General features: G+C 56.2%; 20 protein-coding genes, 1 tRNA gene and 1 other RNA gene. 8 read left to right on the top strand and 14 right to left on the bottom strand.

Annotation, left to right across the window (positions count from 1 at the left end):
* The 3 genes from VEI50_08490 to VEI50_08480 form a co-directional block, all read right to left on the bottom strand.
* Positions 1 to 735, bottom strand: a 735-nt coding sequence (locus VEI50_08490) for a hypothetical protein (protein HXX75154.1), incomplete at its 3' end; no start/stop codon positions are given.
* 106 nt (positions 736 to 841) lie between these two features.
* Positions 842 to 928, bottom strand: a tRNA-Leu gene (locus VEI50_08485).
* 171 nt (positions 929 to 1,099) lie between these two features.
* Entirely contained in the window at positions 1,100 to 2,560 is a 1,461-nt protein-coding gene (locus VEI50_08480; protein HXX75153.1) for a hypothetical protein, read from the bottom strand.
* Between the two features lie 200 nt (positions 2,561 to 2,760).
* On the opposite strand from VEI50_08480, the gene rplI reads away from it, so the two are divergent.
* From rplI to VEI50_08440, 8 genes are all read left to right on the top strand, one after another.
* A complete protein-coding gene (rplI, locus tag VEI50_08475) occupies positions 2,761 to 3,234 on the top strand; it encodes a 50S ribosomal protein L9 (GenBank protein HXX75152.1) in 474 nt (157 codons plus the stop codon).
* Positions 3,235 to 3,251: 17 nt separating this feature from the next.
* The gene (gene glyA, locus VEI50_08470) at positions 3,252 to 4,514 is read left to right on the top strand and encodes a serine hydroxymethyltransferase (GenBank protein HXX75151.1); all 1,263 of its coding nucleotides are present in this window, start codon (positions 3,252 to 3,254) and stop codon (positions 4,512 to 4,514) included.
* Positions 4,515 to 4,541: 27 nt separating this feature from the next.
* Positions 4,542 to 5,006: a transcriptional regulator NrdR gene (nrdR, locus tag VEI50_08465; GenBank protein ID HXX75150.1), complete on the top strand. Its 465-nt coding sequence runs from the start codon at positions 4,542 to 4,544 to the stop codon at positions 5,004 to 5,006.
* Between the two features lie 104 nt (positions 5,007 to 5,110).
* A complete protein-coding gene (locus VEI50_08460; GenBank protein ID HXX75149.1) occupies positions 5,111 to 6,220 on the top strand; it encodes a sensor histidine kinase in 1,110 nt (369 codons plus the stop codon).
* Positions 6,207 to 6,878: a response regulator transcription factor gene (locus tag VEI50_08455; GenBank protein ID HXX75148.1), complete on the top strand. Its 672-nt coding sequence runs from the start codon at positions 6,207 to 6,209 to the stop codon at positions 6,876 to 6,878. Before VEI50_08460 ends, VEI50_08455 begins: the two co-directional genes overlap by 14 nt.
* A gap of 186 nt (positions 6,879 to 7,064) precedes the next feature.
* Positions 7,065 to 8,144 carry a UDP-3-O-acyl-N-acetylglucosamine deacetylase gene (lpxC, locus tag VEI50_08450; GenBank protein HXX75147.1) on the top strand — a complete coding sequence of 360 codons (1,080 nt, stop codon included), beginning with the start codon at positions 7,065 to 7,067 and terminating at the stop codon, positions 8,142 to 8,144.
* A 516-nt stretch (positions 8,145 to 8,660) separates the two neighbouring features.
* Positions 8,661 to 9,479, top strand: coding sequence for an inositol monophosphatase family protein (locus VEI50_08445; GenBank protein ID HXX75146.1), 819 nt, complete (start codon positions 8,661 to 8,663; stop codon positions 9,477 to 9,479).
* A gap of 505 nt (positions 9,480 to 9,984) precedes the next feature.
* A complete protein-coding gene (locus tag VEI50_08440) occupies positions 9,985 to 10,317 on the top strand; it encodes an arsenosugar biosynthesis-associated peroxidase-like protein (protein HXX75145.1) in 333 nt (110 codons plus the stop codon).
* A 17-nt stretch (positions 10,318 to 10,334) separates the two neighbouring features.
* Here VEI50_08440 and VEI50_08435 read toward each other — a convergent pair whose 3' ends face one another.
* The 11 genes from VEI50_08435 to VEI50_08385 all read right to left on the bottom strand — a co-directional run bounded on the left by VEI50_08435 (position 10,335) and on the right by VEI50_08385 (position 22,045).
* The gene (locus tag VEI50_08435; protein ID HXX75144.1) at positions 10,335 to 12,194 is read right to left on the bottom strand and encodes a RiPP maturation radical SAM C-methyltransferase; all 1,860 of its coding nucleotides are present in this window, start codon (positions 12,192 to 12,194) and stop codon (positions 10,335 to 10,337) included.
* Positions 12,195 to 12,236: 42 nt separating this feature from the next.
* Positions 12,237 to 12,587 carry a 4a-hydroxytetrahydrobiopterin dehydratase gene (locus VEI50_08430; GenBank protein ID HXX75143.1) on the bottom strand — a complete coding sequence of 117 codons (351 nt, stop codon included), beginning with the start codon at positions 12,585 to 12,587 and terminating at the stop codon, positions 12,237 to 12,239.
* Positions 12,588 to 12,697: 110 nt separating this feature from the next.
* A complete protein-coding gene (locus tag VEI50_08425) occupies positions 12,698 to 13,693 on the bottom strand; it encodes a ParB N-terminal domain-containing protein (protein HXX75142.1) in 996 nt (331 codons plus the stop codon).
* A 919-nt stretch (positions 13,694 to 14,612) separates the two neighbouring features.
* On the bottom strand, positions 14,613 to 15,431 hold the full coding sequence (locus VEI50_08420; protein ID HXX75141.1) for a polyphosphate kinase 2 family protein: 819 nt from the start codon (positions 15,429 to 15,431) through the stop codon (positions 14,613 to 14,615).
* 108 nt (positions 15,432 to 15,539) lie between these two features.
* On the bottom strand, positions 15,540 to 17,336 hold the full coding sequence (locus VEI50_08415) for an SUMF1/EgtB/PvdO family nonheme iron enzyme (protein HXX75140.1): 1,797 nt from the start codon (positions 17,334 to 17,336) through the stop codon (positions 15,540 to 15,542).
* 134 nt (positions 17,337 to 17,470) lie between these two features.
* Positions 17,471 to 17,817, bottom strand: a transfer-messenger RNA (tmRNA) gene (ssrA, locus tag VEI50_08410).
* Positions 17,818 to 18,149: 332 nt separating this feature from the next.
* The gene (locus tag VEI50_08405) at positions 18,150 to 19,043 is read right to left on the bottom strand and encodes an MBL fold metallo-hydrolase (GenBank protein HXX75139.1); all 894 of its coding nucleotides are present in this window, start codon (positions 19,041 to 19,043) and stop codon (positions 18,150 to 18,152) included.
* 10 nt (positions 19,044 to 19,053) lie between these two features.
* The gene (locus VEI50_08400) at positions 19,054 to 19,653 is read right to left on the bottom strand and encodes a DNA-3-methyladenine glycosylase 2 family protein (GenBank protein ID HXX75138.1); all 600 of its coding nucleotides are present in this window, start codon (positions 19,651 to 19,653) and stop codon (positions 19,054 to 19,056) included.
* A 70-nt stretch (positions 19,654 to 19,723) separates the two neighbouring features.
* A complete protein-coding gene (locus tag VEI50_08395) occupies positions 19,724 to 20,329 on the bottom strand; it encodes a nitroreductase family protein (GenBank protein ID HXX75137.1) in 606 nt (201 codons plus the stop codon).
* 3 nt (positions 20,330 to 20,332) lie between these two features.
* Positions 20,333 to 20,551 (bottom strand): DUF2934 domain-containing protein, encoded by a 219-nt coding sequence (locus VEI50_08390; GenBank protein ID HXX75136.1) that lies wholly within the window; start codon positions 20,549 to 20,551, stop codon positions 20,333 to 20,335.
* Positions 20,552 to 20,617: 66 nt separating this feature from the next.
* Positions 20,618 to 22,045, bottom strand: a complete 1,428-nt coding sequence (locus tag VEI50_08385) for an efflux transporter outer membrane subunit (GenBank protein ID HXX75135.1) — start codon at positions 22,043 to 22,045, stop codon at positions 20,618 to 20,620.
* Position 22,046 lies beyond the last annotated feature (1 nt).

The following is a 22,046-nucleotide window of genomic DNA, read 5'->3' as shown; positions in this document are numbered from 1 at the left end:
CTTCCACCGTAGAATGTGCCTACGCCTCTCATTAAGACCTCCTTCACTATTTTGCAGGTCTTTAATCAGCGCTTTTCTGAGTTCATTCGACCTATTCCGCTCATTCTCTAAGTTGAACACTTCCTGTTGGTATTTCATCTCTCTCTGCTTGACGTAGGACAGTCGATCCTCTTTCAACCTTCCTAATTGTTTCTCGATATCTCCCCTGTCATGCAATGTGCGATCAAGCGTTCGGACCTGCTGCCCTGCCTGTATAGCTAACATCTGTTCGAGTTCGTTTATTTGTTGGTCGGTAATCTTCAGTCTTGCTACGTGAGCAATTTCCTCTGCCTTCATCTTTTGTTGGAGATCGCTGATCTGCCTTTCATCACCTTCTTGTTGCAGCCGAATGACTTTTTCCTTTTCGGCCAGTCCTTGTGCTTCCTCAGCCAGTGATTCTTCCTCTCGTATGATGTCTAGGGTTGTTTTGCGCTCGCTTATTAGAGGTTCAAGAGCTGTCTTAGTGGCTGAAGATCGCTCATACAAGTAGGAGGAGGAAAACTTTATAAGAAGATAAAATATCACGACACACAAGCCCCCCACGGCAATAAAGGGCAAATCAGGACTTTGGAATTTCATGCCCACGACTTCAAATTCGGTGGGAAAGTTCTTAAGCAGAGCGATAATAACCCCTGCGAATGCGGTCGCGAGAAGACTGCGTCGTTCTCTTTTTGTCGCATCGGAAAGGTATTCCATACAGGGCCAGGAGAGAGAAAAAATGGGTTTGCAATACGACCAAAATACGACCGTTTTGCAGTGTGGTAAACGAAGCAGCTTATAATGTCAACGACTTAGGGAGGGTTGGTGCCGAAGCCGGGATTTGAACCCGGACACCCTTGCGGGCGCTAGACCCTGAATCTAGTGCGTCTGCCAGTTCCGCCACTTCGGCATTCAAGCACGCTAAAAATGGCCTTCAACTTCGTTCTCGGTCGTCTGCTTCACTGCGACGTAACAACGACTTACGCCTCATTCAAGGCCATTTTGAGCGTGCCAAGAGACAAACTTCGCGGAGGGGGATTATCCTGAATTCATCGCACGGCCGTCAAGCAACGGCGTTCGCTTATCGTGCCACAGATACAGGCGCATTTGTGAGTGCCCACAGACCAGCTTCTGCAATCTCGCGTTTGTTCCCACTCACGATGATCCGTTCCCGAACAAGACCCGCGGCCCCCAGCAATGGAGCTGCCGGAATCCAAGGAGCCTCATCCACGAGCAACACATCGAAGCGCACGCGGCGAAACAGCGGATCGTTCATGACTCGTGACGCCGTGGTGATGAGGAGCCGACGATTTTGGATAAACGCTTGTCGATTCGTATCCTCTTCCGCAGCCAAGAGTTCGCGAATCTTTTTCGTCCCGCCCAGTCGAACGATGTCTTCCTTAAGATCATCGAACTCGGGACGCATATCCTTCGGCACAGCAGCTTCTGGGACCAATTCCGTAATCCGCGCCTTCGCGATGTCGAGCTCTTTCATCAACTCGGCGATTTGGCTTTCATAGAGAGTGCGATACTGTTGGAGGGATTCAACGTTTTTTCCGACTGCTTGCATACTCAGTCGCCGCAGGAGGGGGAGATTCTCATACTCTGTCAGAGTCGCATCCACCTCCTTGATCTTGGCTTGGAGATCGCTGAGTTGCGTCAGCAGCCTCCACTCCAAGAGACGGACTTCATCCAAATCCTTCTGCTTCTGTCTTTTATAGGCCAACAGTGGAGTGATCTCCCGAAAGCGGTCGTACTTCTTTCTCAGGACGGCTTTCTCCGCCCGGGCTTTCGCATAGAACTGGTGCATCTGTGCTTCGAACCCGAGTTCGTGAATTGCGACACCGGCTGCATACTGGCTCAAAGTCATCTCATACCGGCTGATCCATGTCTTGTACAGCAGGCCCGCCGCCTTCATGGCGCGGGCAATCATGCCGACCAAGGCATCGGCAGTATCGTGATCGCGACTGACCACCAGGATTCGCTTATTCGCCTTAATCAATTCAATGGCCAGCGAGGCGAGCCGCTGATGACGCATCGTTTGATCATCCATCCATACAGTGGTCAGGATTGAAGATTCAACGACCGCTCCGCTGTGACGTTCATCTTCGGACGCCGATTCAAGAACCGAGGCCAACCGATCGGCTGGGCCGAGTCGGTAGGCATCGGTCTGGGTCGTCATGTCGGTCAGCCGCTGAGCCGCGATGGTCAAAAACCCCGCTCGATCAGGAATGACCGTGGCGGACGCGAACGATTGGCCGATGGAGTCAAATGTCTGCGCCAGCAGAACAGAGCCGGTATTCCGGAGGACAATACCCTCCGTGGGCTCCATCTCGTCAGGAGGGATGATCGTGACAGGCGTATCGATCTCCACGACCCTTGGCCCTGGGAGTGTCAATTCATAGAGATGGAGTGTGCCGACACTCTGCAAGAGTCGACCGGACACCGAGGGAATAGGATCGTCCAACCCGGCCGGCGCGATCTGCTTCTGCTCTTTGGCCAGCTTCGCGGCCCACCCTTGGATGAGATCTCGTGCGGTCATGTAGGTCTCGTGTTGTTGCCCATGAGCGCATGACATGATACGGGCGGCTGATCGAAACTGTCCAGCATCCGACGCGGGTCCGAGACTGCCCAAGAGGAAGGATTCGCGTACATTCAAACTCGATTCAGTGAGAATGCGAATTGACTTTTCGTCGCCCCCCCAGTATCCTCTTTTCCTTTCCAACAGAAGGAGTTAGGGGTATGAAGGTCATATTGCAGGAAACCATGGATGGGGTCGGCCATCTCGGCGATTTGGTGAACGTCTCTGATGGATACGCGCGGAACTTCTTGCTTCCGAGAAACAAAGCCGTTGAGGCCAATAGCCGAAACATCAAGGCCTTCGAGCACATCAAGCGCGTTGCGGCGGAGCAGGCCAAGAAGGAAAAACTCGAAATTGAAGCGCACGCCAAAAAAGTGTCTGCCGTAACCCTCACCATGCATGCACAAGTAGGCAAGGACGACAAGATGTTCGGCTCCGTGACGGCAAAGGACATCGCGGAAGGGCTTGCTGAGCAGGGTTTTACGGTGGATCGACGGAAGATTCAGCTGGCTCAACCGATCAAGGAACTTGGCACCTTTACGGTCCCAGTCAAACTTCCACGAGAAGTTACTGCGGCCGTCACCGTGCGCGTGGTCAAGAAACAAGACGCAGAGACGGCTTCCACCGAGAGTTGAGCGAGGAAGAGCTTGTGATGAACGACGCGGTCGGTTCGTTAGACGTCCTCAAATCGACAGATCTGGATGTCTATGCGGCCATCGAGGCCGAGGAACAAAGGCAACGGGAAAAGCTGCTCTTGATCGCCTCGGAAAACTTTGCCAGCCCTGCTGTTCTGGCGGCGCAAGGTTCCTTGATGACGAACAAGTACGCAGAAGGTTATCCGGGCAAGCGCTACTATGGTGGATGTCAGCATGTCGACACCATCGAGGAATTAGCGATCCAGCGCTGCAAACAGATCTTTGGCGCGGAACATGTCAATGTCCAGCCGCACTCCGGTTCACAAGCTAATATGGCAGCCTACCTCTCCGTCCTCAAACCCGGAGACACTATTCTCGGGATGGATTTGGCACAGGGTGGCCATTTGACCCACGGCAGCAAGGTCAATTTCTCTGGCATGATCTTCCGAGCCTTTTCGTACGGAGTGGATCGTCAGACGGAAGTCATCGAATACGATACGGTGCGGAAGCTCGCAGAAGACTGTCGACCCAGGATGCTCGTGGTCGGGGCCAGTGCTTACGCCCGCACGCTCGACTTTCCGAAGTTTCAAGACATCGCCAAGTCGGTAGGTGCCTACCTCATGGTCGATATCGCCCATATCGCGGGCTTGATCGCGGCAGGGCTTCACCCGAGTCCCATCCCCTACGCGGACTTTGTCACGACGACCACCCATAAGACGCTCCGTGGACCCCGCGGTGGGGTAGTGATGTGCAAGGCGGAGCATGCGAAGGCGGTCGATAAGTTTATCTTCCCCGGAATGCAGGGTGGGCCCTTGATGCATGTGATCGCCGCCAAGGCTGTCGCGTTCAAAGAGGCCCTTTCTCCGGGCTTCAAGCGATATCAGCAGCAAGTCATCGCGAACGCCCGCACGTTGGCCCAAGGGCTGCTCGATCGAGGGTACAAGATTGTGTCGGGAGGAACGGACACCCACCTGATGTTGGTGAACCTAACGAACAAGGGGATCACCGGCAAAGAGGCAGATGCAGCCTTGGACGCGGCCGGCATTATCGTCAACAAGAACGCGGTACCCTATGACGAAAAGCCCCCTGCGATCGCCAGCGGCATCCGGTTGGGTACCCCGATCGTCTCGACACGCGGCATGCGCGAGTCCGAAATGAAGGAAATCGTGACATTGATCGACCGCGTCCTGCAGCACCGACAAGACCCTGCAGTGCTCGATGAAGTCCGTACCCAGGCCAAGGCTCTGTGTGGACGGTTTCCCATCTTTCACACCTATTGATCGTCTGATAAGGTAGAGTCGCCACCTGTGAAATGTCCGTTCTGCGATGAAATCGAAGACAAGGTGGTGGATTCGCGCATGGCGAAAGAGGGCGAGGTCATTCGCCGTCGACGCGAGTGTCTTGGGTGTAAACGCCGATACACGACCTATGAACGGGTCGAGGAAGTTCTGCCAATGGTCGTCAAGAAAGATGGTCGGCGGGAGACCTTCGACCGCACCAAGATCCTGGCCGGTCTCAAGAAAGCGTGCGAGAAACGTCCCATTAGCATCGCCACGATCGAAACTGTGACAGACCGGATCGAAAAACGAATCCAGGAGATGGGTGAAACGGAAATTGAAAGTCGAGTCATCGGCGAAGAATTGATGAAGGAGCTTCATCAACTGGATCAGGTCGCATATGTCCGATTTGCCTCGGTCTATCGTGAATTCAAAGACATCGACCAATTCATGGACGAGCTGAGATCGTTGGCCCAGCAGCGCCGAGAACGGTGACGCCACCGCGCTCGTCTATCCTCTCTTCGCCTTCGCGTGTTCATCCTCGGGTGAATTCCTGTCTCCGGTCATGCGTCCGCGTGCTTTATGTTATAAGGGCTGAGATGCCAACGACGCGCCTAAAACTTGCTCGATCGCCGCAAACAGCCAACACGCCGGGAACCACCCATGTGGGCATCATCGGTGCGGGACGTGGCGGAACCGCGCTCATGGAGATTTTTGCCAATGATCCCTTGGTGGAGATCATCGGCGTGGCTGAGATTAATCCGAAGGCCCTCGGACTGAATCTGGCCAAACGTTTGAAAATTCCCGTCACGAAGGATTATCGCGAACTCCTGGATTTGGAGCAGATGGATTTGCTCATCGACGTCACGGGAAACCCCGACGTGGGGCAGTTCTTACAGGACTTTCACCGCATGGGCGTGACAGTGATCGGCGGAGCCAGCGCCAAATTCATGTGGCAGCTCATCGAGGCCCGCATTCGGGCGACAGCGGAAATCGAAAAAACTCTCAATAAGTATCAGTCGCTCTATCGCCTCTATGTCAAGGAGACCGGAGCCGCAGTGACTGAAGAGCGGACCCGCATCGCCTGTGAAATCCACGACGGATTGGTTCAAAGCCTCGCGGGGGTCAACTTCAAGCTCGATCTGTGCCAGCAGCTCTTGCGGAAGGATCCGCGGGCCAGTCTGGTGACGCTCCGGGAGTCCAAGGCCCAACTCAAACTCGCCATTCAGGAAGCGCGCCAGGTCATTTTCAATTTGCGCCCCCTTCAGTACGACAAGATGGAACTGATTCCCGCATTAACGAATTACCTCAAGTCCTACGAAACGCAATATCGCATTCGCACGGCATTTCGCGTTTCCGGTGACGAGCAGATTCTGTTTCCGAGGACGAAGATCTTCCTCTTCCGAATCGTCCAGGAAGCCCTCAGCAACGTACAAAAGCATGCGAAAGCCGACCGCGTGTCGGTCGAACTCGATATCGCGCTCGAACACCTGAGAATCACGATCCGCGACACGGGCGTCGGGTTCGACATGGAGACGGTGCTGCGTGACCCCGAGAAATGGGACCACTTTGGCATTCGCGGCATCATCGAGCGGGCCCGGCTGGTCGGGGGTGAAGGAAGAATCGAATCGAGGAAAGGACGCGGTACGACGATCGTGGTCGATATCCCATTGGTGAACAAGGAGGCAGCACGCAATGGAAAAAATTAAGGTATTGATCGCCGACGACCATCGTGTCGTGAGAGAAGGACTGGCAGCCATCCTCAAAGCGAAGGACGACATCAACGTGGTGGGCGAGGCACAGGATGGGATAGAAGCCGTGGAAAAAACAAAAGCCTTGCTCCCGGACGTGATCCTGATGGATGTGAGCATGCCCCGCATGGGTGGTGTTGAGGCCACACGGCAGATCAAGCGCGAGTTTCCCCATATCGGCATCGTCGCCCTGACCATGTATGAGGAGCAGCAATACATTTTCGACCTGGTACGGGCTGGGGCGACAGGGTATCTGCTCAAGGATTCAGAATCCTCACAGATCGTGGCTGCCATCCGGGCGATCTACAGAGGTGAATCCCTCATTCATCCCTCCGTTGCCAGCAAGATCTTGGCGGAGTTTTCGCTGATGGCGCAGAAAAAGGGCAAGAAGCCGGCCTGGGTGGAACACGATCTCACCGAACGGGAGATTACTGTGTTGCGCCTCGTCGCTGATGGAAAGACGAACAAGGAAATTGCCAACAGTCTCGATCTCAGCGAGAAAACGGTCAAGAACCACGTCCGCAACATCTTTCATAAACTCCAGGTCTACGACCGCACGCAAGCTGCAATCCTTGCCATCCGCAAAGGACTCATCGAACTGGACCCACGACCATAGGGCTTCGAGTCGGATAGATTTCAGCTGGACAAGAACTCCGTCAACGGACATAGATTCCACTACCAATAGGACCAAGAAAATAATCCTGAAGCGAGGCCGCTCTGTTTGTGGTTAGGCAATACAACAAGGCTCTTGATAGCCCATTGCACGGGTACAAGTGCCTTGTTTCATTTGAAAAAGTCACACATGTCACGTTTTTACAACATTGATGTCAATTGCTATATTGGATTATTTGTCATGTATTTTCAATTGCTTATGAGATTATTTCTTGAGAAATCTGCTGGCATACGAGTTGCTGAGTGTCTCGGTGGAAATTATCGAGGTAACCTGGTGAGGCTTCAGCAAACTATCGCAAGTATTGTGAGTTGTTCGGGGGTTGGGCTCCATTCCGGGCAGTCTGTCACCCTTACCTTTCGACCTGCTCCAGTCGATACGGGCGTGGTCTTCGTCAATCGCAATGGGAAGGCCGGCGCCTCTCTCACTGCTTCCATCAAACATCTGGTACCCACAGAGCTCTGTACTGCGATCAGTGGAAATGGGTTTCAGGTGAAGACCATTGAGCATGTCCTCGCCGCATTGGCGGGACTCGATATCGATAATCTTTATGTGGAACTCGACGCCGGCGAAGCCCCTGTCATGGATGGGAGCGCGGCACCCTTCGTTCGATTGATCCAGTCTGCTGGCATTGTCTCACAGAACCGCCGCCAGTCTTATTTAAAGATCACGCAGCCTATTGAAGTGGTTGATGACACCCGCCGAGTCCGGATTGAACCTTCGGCTACGCCTAGGATCACCTATTCGATTCAGTATGATCATCCGCTGATTCAGACCCAGACTTATGTCTACGAGCATTCCGTCCTGGCATTCGAGCGTGAGATCGCCGACGCACGAACGTTTGGATTTCTGAACGAAGTGGAAGCCCTGTGGGCTCGCGGACTTGGCCGCGGCGGAAATCTCGAGAATACGGTTGTCCTGTCTCACGACGGGATTCTGAATGAATCAGGCCTTCGATTCACCAATGAGTTTGTGCGGCACAAGGTGCTTGATTTGATCGGGGACTTTTCGCTGCTCGGCGTTCCCTTCATCGGGCACGTGGTGGCGGATCGATCGGGCCACGCCATGCACACGCGACTTGTCGAACAGATTCTCGACCATCCGGAAAAGTGGGTGCTCCTCAACGGTCCTGACTCAGCCGCAACTTCCGAGCCTGTTCCTGCTCTGGCCGCACTCCGACCAGCCTCGCTCATCGCGCTTCAAGCATCCTAACCAGGAAGATTCTCTCGCCGCAGTCGCATCACCACCTTGGGGTCTTCGTGTGCGCACGAGTGCCTGCGGAAAAAATAACGCCGGGAGCAAGGTCGCTTGCCCCCGGCGCTAGAATCGAGGCGGGTTATTTCTTTTTCTTCTTCGCTGCTTTCTTCATCGCCAAGATTCTCACCTCCCTTCGTGGACTTGAGATCTCGCGGCATTACACAGGATAGATGAAGAGTCCCTCCGACGCTTCAACAATAGGTTCCTGTACTCGAGAGGTAGAAGCGTTGATTCGCTGTTCGAACCCGATGAGACTATCCGCGAGTCCTTCCATAATCTCGATTGAACAGAGTGTGCCTGCTTCATACCACTGCTTGCAAGATAACTCAATACCAATATGCACGATCGTGCCTTGCGCGCAGGTCTCACTGTAAAAACACACTGCCGCCTGCTTGAATTTGAATTGAACCTCAGAACGCTGTGGCAGGGCCCAAGTAGGATTATGAGGAATTCTCCGTTATGATGAGGCCCATGCCCGTCTCGTGCGCGCAAGATCCTCCAACAGACGTCCTGCTCGCCACTGCGGTGGAAGCGGCGCGACAAGCAGGAGAGGTTTTACGGGAATGTGCCCGCGTCGGATTTCATATTGAGCACAAGAACGTCATCAATCTGGTGACAGACGCCGATTGTCGGGCTGAGCAGCGTATCATCGACGTCATTCAGAGGACCTTCCCCTCCCATCGTATCCTCGCAGAAGAGCGGGGACTGGCGCAGCGATCCAGCTCTCCATACCAATGGGTGATCGATCCGCTTGACGGGACCACGAATTTCGCTCACGGGTTTCCGGCCTACTGTGTCTCCATCGGGGTCGAACACGAAGGGCGTAGTCTCGTCGGTGTCGTATTCGACCCCACCCGGGACGAACTCTATACGGCTCGGCGAGGCCAGGGCGCCTTCCTCAATGACGCGCCGATTTCGGTCTCCGCTACAGATCATCTCGATCGTGCCCTGCTCGTTACCGGCTTCGCCTATGACATTCGGGAGACGGCGAATAATAATCTGGACCATTTCGTCCGATTTGCCCTGAAAGCGCAGGGCTTACGCCGGACCGGCACGGCGGCTTTGGACCTCTGTTACGTCGCGAGCGGCCGCTTCGATGGGTTTTGGGAGGTTGCACTGAACCCCTGGGATATGGCTGCCGGGATCGTGATTCTCGAAGAAGCGGGTGGCACGGTAACGAATTTCAAGGGCGGGAAGCACTCGATTTACGGAAAAGAGCTGGTCGCGAGTAACGGTCGGATCCACCAGGCTATGCTCGACGTACTTCAACAGAACCGGCCCCATCAGTGATACACAGGGACCTGATCGCGTGGCTCCACGATTAATTGGTTTGCAGCACAGGCCCGAGCGGCCCTCGAGAAAAGCCGCTCCGCATGGATAGCCAGATGGGCAGGTAATGAGGTATGATCCTGCTGACACTGTGACGAGCAGAGAGGATCTATGGCAAGCTCGACCCCTCCTTCAGACAAATCAAATGGCCACCCTTCCCAGGCGGATGCAGCTGAATCCACCACGTGGGATGTAGAGCTTCTTCGAGTTCTCGTAAGTCGAAAAGGGACACGAGTCGATGCGGAATGGGCGATCCATCCCCAGCTGAAACAGGATCTCCTGCCAACTGAATGGCATGAGGTTACCGACCTGATGACCAAGGTAACCGGCATTGTGGGAAGCAGGTTCTCTCAAGTTCTGTCAGAAGTCGATCCTGAACCTCCCAGCAACGCTTAGTGAGATAGCCCTCCCCGTCACATCTCGCCTCATTTTAGGACTGTCGCAAACCGGGGAAAAGGAGACCGACATGGACACGTATTATCATCCTCACGATCTCGGAAAATTCGCCGACATGGGCAAAGGCAACAAGTCCCTGTGGGATAAGTTCATGGGCTATTACAACGCCGTCTTCGCCGAAGGCGCCTTGACGGAGCGCGAGAAAGCGCTCATCGCCTTGGCCGTCGCGCACACGGTCCAATGTCCTTACTGCATCGACGCCTATACACAGGCCTCGCTGGAGAAGGGATCCAACATCGAGGAAATGACAGAAGCGGTGCACGTGGCCTGTGCGATTCGAGGCGGCGCCTCCTTAGTCCACGGCGTCCAGATGCGCAACGTCGTTGAAAAGCTGACGATGTAGGGTGAATAACGGCTGGATCAGAGATAGGGGTTTTCGGGAATCGCGAGGGTGAAGTACTTGCCTCGTTCTTCGTAGAGGATACGGCTGGTTGTCAGTGATGCCAATGCGGCCGCCAGTTGACTCGAGGAGCACGAGCGGTCTGAACGCTCTGCCAGCATCGAACGGATCTGATCCTCACTCTTCGCCGTTTCGCTGCAGGCCTCGATAATGCCGGCTTCAGGCCAGTCGAACCGGTGTCGCATGGGAGCCTTTGGATTCCGCCCATCATAGGCGGTGATATAGTTCATCGCCTTTGAGTAGTAAAGAAACGGGCGGTCGCCGGATGCGTGCAGGCGCTTCCATGCTCCAACGACATCAACCAGTTCCTGATATACGTGCGGGTCCACCGGCCAGTTGTCCAATTCGTACTCGAAATCGTACGCGATCTTCTTGAGGTCCACCTGGCGTCCATCGTAGATGTACTCATAGGCCAGACCCGGTCCCGTGATCCGCACTCCATACTCGTCTGGTCGCTTGTAGTAGGGGCTGAATCGTTCAAGCCAAAATTTCCCTGTCGCCTCGGGCGGCTGGAGATGGAACAGAGCCGGGATCAGGTCGACCTGTCGTCGATAGTCTTCGGTGGTTTCCCCAGGAAACCCGAGCAGGATGTTCCATGATACCTCGACATGGTAGTAGAAACTCCACTTCAGACAAATGATGTTCTGCATCGGCGTGACGCCCTTGTCCATCGCTCGAAGCTGATTCAGGCTGAGACTCTCCAGACCGGGCTGCATGCATTTCACTCCCCCGGCTGCCAAGGTACGAATTTGGTTCTTGTGAAGGTTACTCTTCGTCTCGATAAACACATCGAGGTCACAGTGGTCGGCAGCGAACTTCGCGAAGAGGTTCTCGATGTACTTCATATCGATGATGTTGTCCACGAGGCGGAACCGCGCTGTATCATACCGACTGGACAAATACGCCATTTCCCGCGCGACCTGTTCCGATGACTTCGCGCGGAACTTCATGCTCTGAGCATTCAGCCCGCAGAACGTGCAATGATGCTTCTCACCCCACCAGCAGCCTCGTGATCCTTCATACAACAGAATACGATCAAGCCCCTGTGAAGTTTTCTTGCCCAGTTCGGCCAACAAACGATAGTAGTCGTCATAATCGGGAGGACCAGTCTGTGTGAAATCGGAGAAGAGCGACTGGTTCGGCTCGAACCGAATATTCCCATCTTGCCGATAGGTCACTCCTGGCGGCAGGACGCCGGATTTGCCCGAAAGCACGTAGGCCACCAGTGCGGGGAACGTGTCTTCCCCTTCACCGACCACCACGTGGTCGATCCAGGGAAACGCCCGGAAATGTTCCAGCCCCATTTCGCCGTCGAAGTTTGCTCCGCCGAAGACGATCGTGACATTGGGATACAGGTCCTTGATCAGCTTCGCCATCGTCAGGCTCGCCACGTTTTGATCGAACGTCGACGTGAAGCCCACAACCTTATATTGGCCCCAATCTATCGCCGTCATCGCCCAAGTCAAGAATTGCGGCGCCGTGCGGCTGGCCATGTCTTCGAAAAACGACATTGGGTGGCCACTTTCCTGAGCAATCTGCTCGAAAACCGGCTTGAACATCCTCGGGTATTCCGCACGCTTAGGATTGTCTCGGAAGAGAAGGTGCGAGAACAGCCATTCACCGAACAGGGCCCGTTTCTCGCAGATCATTTCATAGAGCGGCACGCCGATTTTGTGGGCAAATCGGACGTTCAAATGGTGGCAGTCGACCGGGATAGCTTTGGATTTGAGAAGGGCAGAAAGCGTGCCGAGTTGTATCGAAGGATACTTCGAGAAACTGAAGGGCATGTTGACAAGCGCGACCTGCGCCTTGTCGCTCATCTGGCGCCTCGTCCGGATATGGCCAAGCCCGCCAACCTTCGGTCAGCTAGCAGCGGCTCGAAAAGGTTCGAATTCACGATCAGCCTTCGCTGCCATGTAAAAATCGCTTTCGGTCAGACCGTTGATCTTGTGGGTCCAGATTTCCACCTTGCACTTTCCCCAGGCGAGATAAAAATCGGGATGGTGCCCTTCTGATTCTGCGATGGCCCCCACCTTGTTTACGTATGCAAGCGCCTGGGCAAAATCCTTGAAGGTAAACAGCCGTTCGAGATGGCCAGACCCGTTGAGCGACCAGCCGCGGCCCAATTCTTTGAGGAGCGCCTGGCTACGATCGGGCGGCAAGGGGGGCACGCCCCCGCGGCATGGAACACATTTGTTGTCGGCGAGACCCATGGCAAAACCTCCGGGCAAGACGATGAATGGCTCGTTTGCATCCTCGAGAAAGTATTCTAAATGGGCGCCAAGAGGAAGGGCAAGGTGGCTGACCCGGTCGATCCGAGGGCTTATTCTGCCTCGTCTGCTGCGCCGCCGGAGCGGGCCAGATCGTCCAGCTTGATCTTGTCCGGATTGAACTTGACGGCTGCGTTCATCATACGATGGAGTGCCTCGTCAAAGGGAAGAGGAGAGGCGTCTTTCGGACGGAACCGGATCGGGTTCACGCGTGCCACCACAAAGCTCTTCAGGTAGGGGCTGGTCAGTCCTTTGGCTTTGAGGGCCTCGACTTGCATGACAATCTGATCATCGAGCGCGAGGAGCGTTTTCGCCCGCGCACGCCGCACATCTAACGTCATGTGAAGCGGCTTGTTCAAGAAGTCATCCACTCGCTTCAACACCGGATGATAGGCCCCCCCGCTGAACCGCGGACGCTCCTCATAACACAGCCCCAAGGTAATGAAGGCCGGTTCTTCAAATTCGAGTGCGTAGGTCTCCTCTGTCGCGTCATCCAATCGAGCCAGTTCCTTGTACATACGAATCACTTCAAGCGACTTTTCCCGCAGGTTGTGGGCCTTCTCGGTATTGAGCGCCAGAATCTGGTAGGCAGCGGCGGCTTCCGGGACCACGATGGCAATAATGCTTTTAGCTCCGAGGGTCCCCATCGCGGAGAGCCGATGGTTACCGTTCGGGGTCCAGTACTTGGCCGCGTGGTCAGATTTTGGTGAGCGGACCGCGATGATCGGATCGAGAAATCGACCGATCTTTCCGATCACAGCTTCCAGTTTCCGCACATGCGTGTCCGAGAGGTTCCGTTGATAGGGTGTCGGTTCGACAAGCTCGATCGGCAAGGCAGCGAACACAAGCCATCGTCCGCCATAAGGCTCACGATAGATAGTAAGGACTTTCCCGCCATCGTCTTCGATGGCTCGGTGGAGGGTTGCGACCTCCGGAGGTGGAGCAGCCGCCTGAAGCTCACTCGCTGTTAATCCGGTCGACGCACCGGCCGGCTTCCGCCGCCGGCGTGAACCAGTTGGACGAACGGTCTTGGACTTTTTCTCAGCCATGGTGAGACGCAGAATGGTAGGGGAGAATCGGCAAAAAAGAAAGACCCGGCGTCGCCAGGGTTTCGCGAATGCTCAAAATTGCTGTCGTTCGCACCCACCCTGGCCCTGGCGCGACGCGCCTCGTCCCAGGCAGGTCGCAATAAGCGAGACACAGAAGTATACACTTTGGTAGGAAGGACGGACCATATCAGATCGCGCGTAAACATGCTCTGTAACAAGGCAGCAGCGAGCGACAGGCCGAGTCGTACTTTTTATCGTACGGCGAGGGATTGAGCGAGGCGACCACGACCACCGGTGAATCGCGCGTCTCGGCGCGCGGGGGGGGGCGGGTGGGTGAGAACGTCGGCTTTTTCACGAGCTAGAAACACCACGGGCGACCCTGCACGATCGGTGGGAGGTCGCCCGTGATTGACGCTTAGGACGTCAGAATTCTTGTTCGGTTCTTGTCGGCCCAGTGAGACCCACGCGAACGTCAATTGATGGTCAGGCTTCCGCTCGGGGGAACGCTCAGTCCCCGGGCTCTTGTGTTCCTCAACGCCGGCGACGGATTTTCACATCAGGTTCAGGCTGAAATCCAGTTGGGCTCTGGTGCCATGAGGCACAGCCAGCGGAAGCTCCGGTCAGCGTTGACCGAGTAGAAGCCCGCCTTCAGTTCGGCGGGCCATTGAGGCCAGGTGGAGTCAGGTCATCCATCATTACCCTCCTCCCTCTTCGAAATGGCTTGAGGGATCTAGCTGACAGCCGCGCGGTCTGTCCGGTCCCTCAATAAATAAAGCTGCGTGATGGGCCGATGAATTTCTCCTACGCCCATTAGAAACATGTGTCAATGGGGAGAGCCTTCGTCTTACGAATTTTTTGCCAAGCATAACACGTGCCCGTGAGCAGCAGACTCTGGAGCGGAAGATACCACCATTCCTGTCTACACGATCTTCAACTTGTCGAAATTGACTCCTTCGGGCTCCGGAGGAGTCTTGAGCTTCATGTCCTCCAATACCTTCACGACCCGATCGGCGACCACGAGGTTCCGATACCACTTGCGGTTCGCCGGTACGATATACCAGGGCGCCTGCTCGGTGCTCGTGGCGGAGATGACATCTTCAAACGCGCGCAAATACGACTCCCAGAGTTTGCGCTCTTCCAAGTCGCCGGAATTCCACTTCCACCGTTTTTCTGGGTCTCCTATGCGGGCCTCCAGGCGTTTTTTCTGCTCATCCTTGGAGATGTGGAGAAAGAATTTCAGAATCGCCGTGCCGCTCTCGGCCAGGAGTTCTTCGAATTCCTTAATCTGATTGAACCGTTGCTTCACGACCTTGTCCGATATCCATCCATGAACTCGCGTGATGAGCACATCCTCGTAATGCGAACGGTTGAAGATACCGATGAATCCCTTCGGCGGCGCCTCGCGGTGCACACGCCACAGAAAGTCGCGGGCCAGTTCATCCTTGGAAGGGGTCTTGAAGGCGACCACTTTGCACCCCTGCGGATTGACTCCCGACATCACATGTTTGATTGTCCCATCTTTCCCGCTCGTGTCCATCCCCTGGAGCACGAGCAACAGCGCCCGACCTCCATTTGCATAGAGCCGTTCCTGTAATCCATCCAGCCGCGCAATAAGAGCCGATGCTTTGGACTTGGCCCGTTCCTTTCCCTGCTCGTTCTTCTTGTAGTCACCGGTTTCGTCCGGATCATAGTCCTTGAGGTTCAGCTTCGTATCGGGCGTCACACGATATCGATTCATCGTTACCTCCAGTCGAATCTCCGAGCTAGGCCATCTGCCGGTACCAGGCTGTCACCTTAGGTCTCGGAAAAGCGATGCAAATGAGGCCACGCGCGGGGCATGAGGAATCTACGGAGTCTTCGGAACATCTTGCGCGCAGCGAAACCCGACGTTGGGACGTGCCTCGGTAGGGATATCCTTCGTGCGGAAGGAGGTTCGGATCCTGTAGGGGTTGTTCGAGTATGACCCGCCCCGCTGTACCTTCTGCGTCCCCTCGGACGGCCCGCGAGGGTTTTGAGAGAGTGTCGTCGCATAGTACTCATCGTCATACCAGTCAGCCACCCATTCATACAGACTGCCTGCCATATCCTGGGCTCCGTAAGGACTCTTCCCCTTATCGCGATTGCTGAAGGGCGGAAGGCTCTCGCTTCCTTCCTTTTGTCCGAACACCGCGTGTGCCGGCGTGGGAGTCTCGTCTCCCCATGGGTACAGTCGCCCGTCCGTGCCTCGAGCGGCCTTCTCCCATTCCGCCTCGGTCGCCAATCGCTTCCCGGCCCATTGGCAATAGGCGGTGGCATCGAGCCATGTGACCCAACGCACTGGTTGATCCGCATGGGCCACCGGTGTGTCCTTATCATCGAAGCCCCAGGGCGGCTCGCCTTTGATCGCATCGATGAACTTTGTAAACTTGCCGTTCGTCACTTCGAACTTGTCGATGTAAAATGAGTCTACCTGTACGCGATGGACCGGCTTTTCATCGTCGTCACCCTTGTCACTTCCCATCATAAAATCACCCGCCGGTACGAGCACCATTGAGGCCCCATCTCGGCCGGTGAATTCTTCTGGCAAGGGAGGAGTCACCACCACGCGAGAAACCGTGCTCGTCCCACTTGACCCCGCGGGCTTCTCGGAACCCTTTGTCTCAGCCTCTTTCTGATCCTTCGGCCGCGGCTTGGTGCTGGCAGCATCCGAAGGTGTCGCGGCGGGGCCGCCAGTCGCATGAGTGGGAGCGGTGCCACTTTCGGTTTTAGCGGCAGGGGGCCTTTTGGGCGCCAGAAACACAAACTCACCCTTCTCGGGATTCAAATCCCACCGCTGCGGCTTTTGTGCGAGTCCCTTGGGCTGCAGGATACTGATCAGGCGCTGATCCACGTAGGCCAGGAGTTCGGAGGTCGGAATCAGACCGTCCTCGTTGAGGTCCGCGGTTCCCTTCTCCAATCCCTCGATCATCACTGACGCAAAGAGACTCATGCCGGCATCGCTCGCCTCTAGCGCCTGTTGTGAGGGGTTACATGCGGTGAGAATCTCGCGACTCCGCTCTACCATCGCGCGGCGGAGTTGCGCCTCCACGGCCGGGGATACGCTTTGCGATGGTGCCGCGCTGATTCCACTCTGACAGCCATCGAGCACCAGCAGCACTTGCTTCGCCGGCACTGCGTCGATCATTTCTCGGATCGTAGAGAGATTCAAGGCGCTGTCGGTCATCGCTCCATAATCACCCGCGACGGGGAAGAAGTGGCTGACCTGTCGCCCTCCTTTCAACGTCTTCGTGTCGGCATGTCCTGCAAGGAAGACCAGCACACGATCGTTCGGGCCGGCTTGCTTCGCCAATTTCTCCCCGAGTTCGGAGAGAATCTGCGCCTTTCCGGCCTGTCCATTGATCAAGAGCGTCACGGTGAAACCCTTGCGTTCCAGTAACCCCGCCATTGCTCTTGCATCGGTCGCTGCGTAGCGGAGATCCGGCAGCTTCTCGTACTCGCTCACGCCGATCACGACCCCCCACGATTTGCCGCCCCGTTCAGCCAGGAGATCAGCCGGGGCTTTCGTCTCCGGTTTCATGACCTTCCCGTTGGTCCCTTCAGCAGCAAAGAGGAGAACCGTCGAAAGCAAGCAGGCGCAGGCCAGGAGAATTATCATAATGCGCATAAGGGATACGCGCAGACAGGTCGTTGTAGGCCTCTCAGCCTTCCTCACCAGCATAAGATGTTTACTGTACCCGCCAGGGAGACGAGCATCAAGAACGAAAAAGCCCCTGAGTTTTGCAACCCAGGGGCCAGGATTGGTGGAGGCGGCGAGAGTTGAACTCGCGTCCGAAGATCGTCAGCGCACCGGTTCTACATGTGTAGCCGATCGTTTATGTTTCGCAGCCACCCACGCCCATCGGCAGGCTTAGAATAGCCGCTAGCCCAGGAAGTTCTTGTCCGCAGCCGCTGAGCACCAGCCTTGGACCAGCCCGCTGCATCGCGCCCCGTCCACCCCCGCGGGCCTCAGGTGGAGAGACGTCACGGCTTAAGCCGCGAGTGCCAGTTCTTGATTGGCAGTTGCATTTTCCCGGAGGTTTAACGAGTCCCCAGGAACTCGACATGCTCCGATGGCATCAGTATCCCCGTCGATACCGGTCGCCCCCTTTCTCTGAGAATGTTGAAAACCCCACCCAGCGTCGTTCTCGGGTCCGCGCCTCCCTGCGGCGTACCGACAAGGAGTACGCCTCAGTCGCCGCGCACCCTGCGGCCTGGCTGGATGGCTTTTTGAACATTCTCTAAATGCTCCCTCGGGCTTTGCTGGAACCCATTTTGATCATCCTGCTAGATCCCAGCCTGTGCCATTAGCCATACGCTATAAGCTATCAGCTCTTGGCCAAATGTCATCAGCGATTCGCTTATCAGCTCCATCACAGATGCTCATGATACAGCACGGGTCAAGGGGATGCCAGGGAGGCGGTTCTTCCATGACATCGCATTACCACGCTGCCGCCCTGAACGTTGACATTGCTCGACGCTCCTCGATCAGACTGTGAAGCTGAGCTTTCATGTCGTCGGGTGTCAGTTTGATACGATCGCCATGACCGGCGAGCACCCACTCGAATCGATAGTCAAGGAGCTTCTCAAGAGAAGCCACGAGAGCTTTCGATCTCCAGACGAGCCGTTGCGGTGCACCGAGCGTCTTGCTGTCGGCCTCCCACCACAGGTGATCGCCGGTGAAGAGAAACTTCTCGCGATACAGGAGGACCATGCTGCCGGCTGTGTGGCCAGGAACCGGAATGGCCTGAAAGTCAGTCGCGAGCTGGACGGCCTCGGTACCCTCAACGATCCATTCGACGCCTGGCACCGCATCCGCATCGGCTTGATGAATGATCCGCTTCGCGCCGAAGTGTGTGGCGTACTTGTCCGCATCGGCCACATCGTCCTCGTGCGAAAGAAAGATATATCGAAGGCCGCCTTTCCGCTCGAAGGCTTCGACCAGATGCTTGATGTACCGTGGCGAATCCACCAGCCAGTTGCCCTTCGGGTGCTCGATCAAAAAGCTATTGGCACCGAATGACTTCTCCGAGTTGAAACCGCAGTACGAGACACCGTCCTCGAGAAGGACTGGGAAGCTGGTCATCGCCGCTTGCATTAGGGACTTGTCGCTGCGCTCCGTGCCGATCGACCCGACCGGACATGCCAGGAGCGCCTGATAGGCCCGATGAATCTGTAGTTCGTTTTCCGGCTGATGGCTGACGGCTGAATACTCCCCCACTTCCTCAAAGCTGTGTGGCGCCAACTGACGACAGGTGTCGCAGTTGATGCAGGTCGAGTCGACAAAGAAATTACCTGCGATATTGGAGTCGAGTCGTTTCTTCGGATCAGCCATCGGATTCTCTCTATGCGTTGACGCGGGGCGCCGGCTTCTCGTTCCTCGCTCGATCGGCCGCCCGCCAGAGATACCAGGCAGCAGCGGTTCGATGGGGTTTCCAACGCTCACCAAACCGTCGCACCTGTTTGGGCGTCGGCATGGTGCGACGACCGTACGCGATCCGAAATCCGTTGCGCACGCCGAAGTCATCGACCGGAAGGACATCAGGCCGGCCCAGCTGGAAAATCAGCAGCATTTCGGCGGTCCAGCGTCCGACACCCCGCACCTCGATGAGCCGCTCGATGATTGCGTCATCGTCGAGTGTCTGGATAACTCGTCGTGAGGGCACCGTCCCATCTAACACCTTGGCGGCCAGGTCACGGAGCGCCAGGACTTTCGCCTGCGAGAATCCCGAGCGTCTGATTGCTCTCGCGTTGACAGCAAGAAGTTCCTCGGGGCGGGGAAAGCGACGACCTGGGAACAGAGCCAGGAACCGATTCAGAATGCTCGCGGCGGCTTTGTCGTGCAGTTGTTGATAGGCGATCGCCCGCGCCAAAGATTCGAACGGCGAGCAGTGGATCTTGGGCTTCAAGGCAAAGGGGCCGATCGTTTGAATCAATCCGTGCATGACCGGATCGACACTGGAAAGGTGTTGTATCGGTTGGGAGATCACCCGTTATGCCTTGTTGCGCCAACCATTACGAATTCATCACCAACGAGGGTTTGCCCCAGGTCTCCGAGAAAACAAAATCAGAGAACGAGTTGCGCTCGCGCGACTTCAATTCCCGCTCGCGCAAATAATCCGGCAGCGTCGCGGGGTCGCCCGGATAGCCGACGGCGATCATCGCCACCGGCTCATACGCGTCGGGAATCTTGAACTCTGCCCGTGCCTTCTCCACATCGTATCCAGCCATTTGATGAACGAAGAGACCCGCCGCCGTCGCCTGTATGACCAGATTTTCGACCGCCATGCCGGTATCGTGAAACGCATGGCGATTCGACGCTCCATCGTCCTCGAATTTCAAGGAGGCCACGGAGAGGATCAACACCGGCGCCCGAAACGCCCATTTCCTGTTTCCCTCGGCCAGACAATTGAACAACCGATCCCACTCGGACTTGTGATTCTTGGTCGCCACGATGAATCGCCAGGGTTGTTCATTATTCGATGAGGGCGCCCAGCGTGCGGCCTCAAAGAGGCTCCGAAGCGTTTCCGGCTCAACAGCCCGTTCGGCAAAGGCCCGCGGACTCCAGCGCCGTTTGAGCAGCTCATGAATGGGGTGTCGGATCTCCGCCGGTTTCTCCATCGGTCAGCCTCCGACTACTATGATTCCCTGACGAAGTTCTCGTTCGGCTTGTAGCCAGTCGTCCATCTCGCGGCCTTCGCCTCCGCCGCGCTCGACATAGATTTCATAGGCTCGCCGTTCAATGTCTTCACGGGTGGGTTGCGAGGAACCGCTGGAGCGTTTTCTCACGGTGATCCTGCGACCGGTCTGCGCCGCTGGTTTATTGGATTCGCGTTCCGGCATAGCTGCCTCCTTGGTGAAGGTCATGAACTGACCATCGGTGGGAGCGACCTCGGCCTTCAAATAATCTCACCCGTTACTCTTTTCTGTCTTGGCTCCGGCGCCTTCACGAGCCTCTTCGGGCAACCAGCCTCCGCCCAAGGCTTTGTAGAGCTGAACCACCGATACCAGATGAAGCCGACGGGTAGCGGCGAGCGACAATTCTGCGTCGAAGAGGTTACGTTGCGCAATAAGGACGTCCAGATAGTTCGCGAGCCCCCCTTTGTAGCGCAGATTGGCGAGATGCAACGCCGACTGGAGCGCATTGACCTGTTTTTCCTGGGCCGCGGTCTGTTCACGCGCGGTGGTGACCGCTACCAGCGCGTCCTCCACCTCCCTGAAAGCCACAAGGATCGCCTGCTCATACTGGGCGACGGCTTGCCTCGCTTGGGCTTCAACCGCTTCCTGTTGAAACCCTAAGACGCTGGCATTCAGCAGCGGAGCGACGAAACCGGGACCCAATGCCGCAAAGTAGCTTTCTGATGCGAACATCCTGGAGAGCTGTGGATTCGCCACCCCAAGGAGGCCCGTGAGAGAGACTTTCGGAAACCGATCGGCTTTCGCCACTCCGATTCTGGCCGTCGCGGCCGCCAACTGTTCTTCAGCCTGTACCACATCAGGCCTACGCTGAAGTAGATCGGAGGGGAGGCCGGCCGGCACTACTGGCGGCATTACCTGTTCCGTCAGAGATCGCCCTCTGGAAATCTGATTCGGGTTTCTTCCTAACAGCACGCTGAGCTCATTCTCCTTCTGAACCATCTGGCGCCTTAACTCTGCAATACGGGCTGCTGCATTCTGCCGCTCGGCCTCGAACTGATCGACATCCAGCTTGTTGATGATCCCCTGCCGGAGCCTGGCCTGGGCGATTTTGACCGACTCCTCCCATGCCTGCAACGTACGCTTGGCAATTTCTAATTGCATGTCGAACTGCCGAAGGTCGAAATAGGCCTGCGCCACCCCCCCGACGATTTGCAGAATCACGGCTCGTCGGTTCTCTTCCCGGGCCAGTAAGTCGCCGAGCGCCGCCTCGTTGGAGCGTCGGATCCGTCCCCAGATATCAATTTCCCAAGCCAGATTTCCCTGCACGTAGTAACTAAAAGCGCTTGGAAACCCAGCGATGCTCAGGCCTTTTCGGCCAAACGCGGGAGCATTCACAGCCGCGCTCATCTGCGGGGCGAAGTCTGTCCTGGCGACGAGCACGCGTGCTTGGAACTCCTCCACCGATGCGACCGCTCGCTTGAGATCCTTATTCTCCTCGAGTGCGATGCGGATCAGTTTTTGGAGTTCCTCGTCCCGATAGAGTTCCCACCATGGCATATTGGCGAGGGAGGGCAAATCCTTTCCTTCCTCGGCCATGCGAAAGGCGTCGGAGGTTGGAATGTCGGGGCGCGAGTAGTCCGGCCCCACGGCACAAGAGATCAGCAGCATCGAAAGCGCTGCCAGAGCGAGACCATGCATA

The sequence above is a fragment of the Nitrospiraceae bacterium genome, from assembly GCA_035623075.1.
GTDB lineage: Bacteria > Nitrospirota > Nitrospiria > Nitrospirales > Nitrospiraceae > DASPUC01.
This window is presented reverse-complemented; position numbering and strand designations above follow the sequence as displayed.

Coding starts and splice junctions, on each gene's coding strand:
- VEI50_08480 (HXX75153.1), bottom strand. CDS start 2,560: ATGACCGCACGAGATCTCATCCAAGGGTGGGCCGCGAAGCTGGCCAAA.
- rplI (HXX75152.1), top strand. CDS start 2,761: ATGAAGGTCATATTGCAGGAAACCATGGATGGGGTCGGCCATCTCGGC.
- glyA (HXX75151.1), top strand. CDS start 3,252: ATGAACGACGCGGTCGGTTCGTTAGACGTCCTCAAATCGACAGATCTG.
- VEI50_08460 (HXX75149.1), top strand. CDS start 5,111: ATGCCAACGACGCGCCTAAAACTTGCTCGATCGCCGCAAACAGCCAAC.
- VEI50_08455 (HXX75148.1), top strand. CDS start 6,207: ATGGAAAAAATTAAGGTATTGATCGCCGACGACCATCGTGTCGTGAGA.
- lpxC (HXX75147.1), top strand. CDS start 7,065: ATGTCACGTTTTTACAACATTGATGTCAATTGCTATATTGGATTATTT.
- VEI50_08445 (HXX75146.1), top strand. CDS start 8,661: ATGCCCGTCTCGTGCGCGCAAGATCCTCCAACAGACGTCCTGCTCGCC.
- VEI50_08440 (HXX75145.1), top strand. CDS start 9,985: ATGGACACGTATTATCATCCTCACGATCTCGGAAAATTCGCCGACATG.
- VEI50_08435 (HXX75144.1), bottom strand. CDS start 12,194: ATGAGCGACAAGGCGCAGGTCGCGCTTGTCAACATGCCCTTCAGTTTC.
- VEI50_08430 (HXX75143.1), bottom strand. CDS start 12,587: ATGGGTCTCGCCGACAACAAATGTGTTCCATGCCGCGGGGGCGTGCCC.
- VEI50_08425 (HXX75142.1), bottom strand. CDS start 13,693: ATGGCTGAGAAAAAGTCCAAGACCGTTCGTCCAACTGGTTCACGCCGG.
- VEI50_08420 (HXX75141.1), bottom strand. CDS start 15,431: ATGAATCGATATCGTGTGACGCCCGATACGAAGCTGAACCTCAAGGAC.
- VEI50_08415 (HXX75140.1), bottom strand. CDS start 17,336: ATGCGCATTATGATAATTCTCCTGGCCTGCGCCTGCTTGCTTTCGACG.
- VEI50_08405 (HXX75139.1), bottom strand. CDS start 19,043: ATGGCTGATCCGAAGAAACGACTCGACTCCAATATCGCAGGTAATTTC.
- VEI50_08400 (HXX75138.1), bottom strand. CDS start 19,653: ATGCACGGATTGATTCAAACGATCGGCCCCTTTGCCTTGAAGCCCAAG.
- VEI50_08395 (HXX75137.1), bottom strand. CDS start 20,329: ATGGAGAAACCGGCGGAGATCCGACACCCCATTCATGAGCTGCTCAAA.
- VEI50_08390 (HXX75136.1), bottom strand. CDS start 20,551: ATGCCGGAACGCGAATCCAATAAACCAGCGGCGCAGACCGGTCGCAGG.
- VEI50_08385 (HXX75135.1), bottom strand. CDS start 22,045: ATGCATGGTCTCGCTCTGGCAGCGCTTTCGATGCTGCTGATCTCTTGT.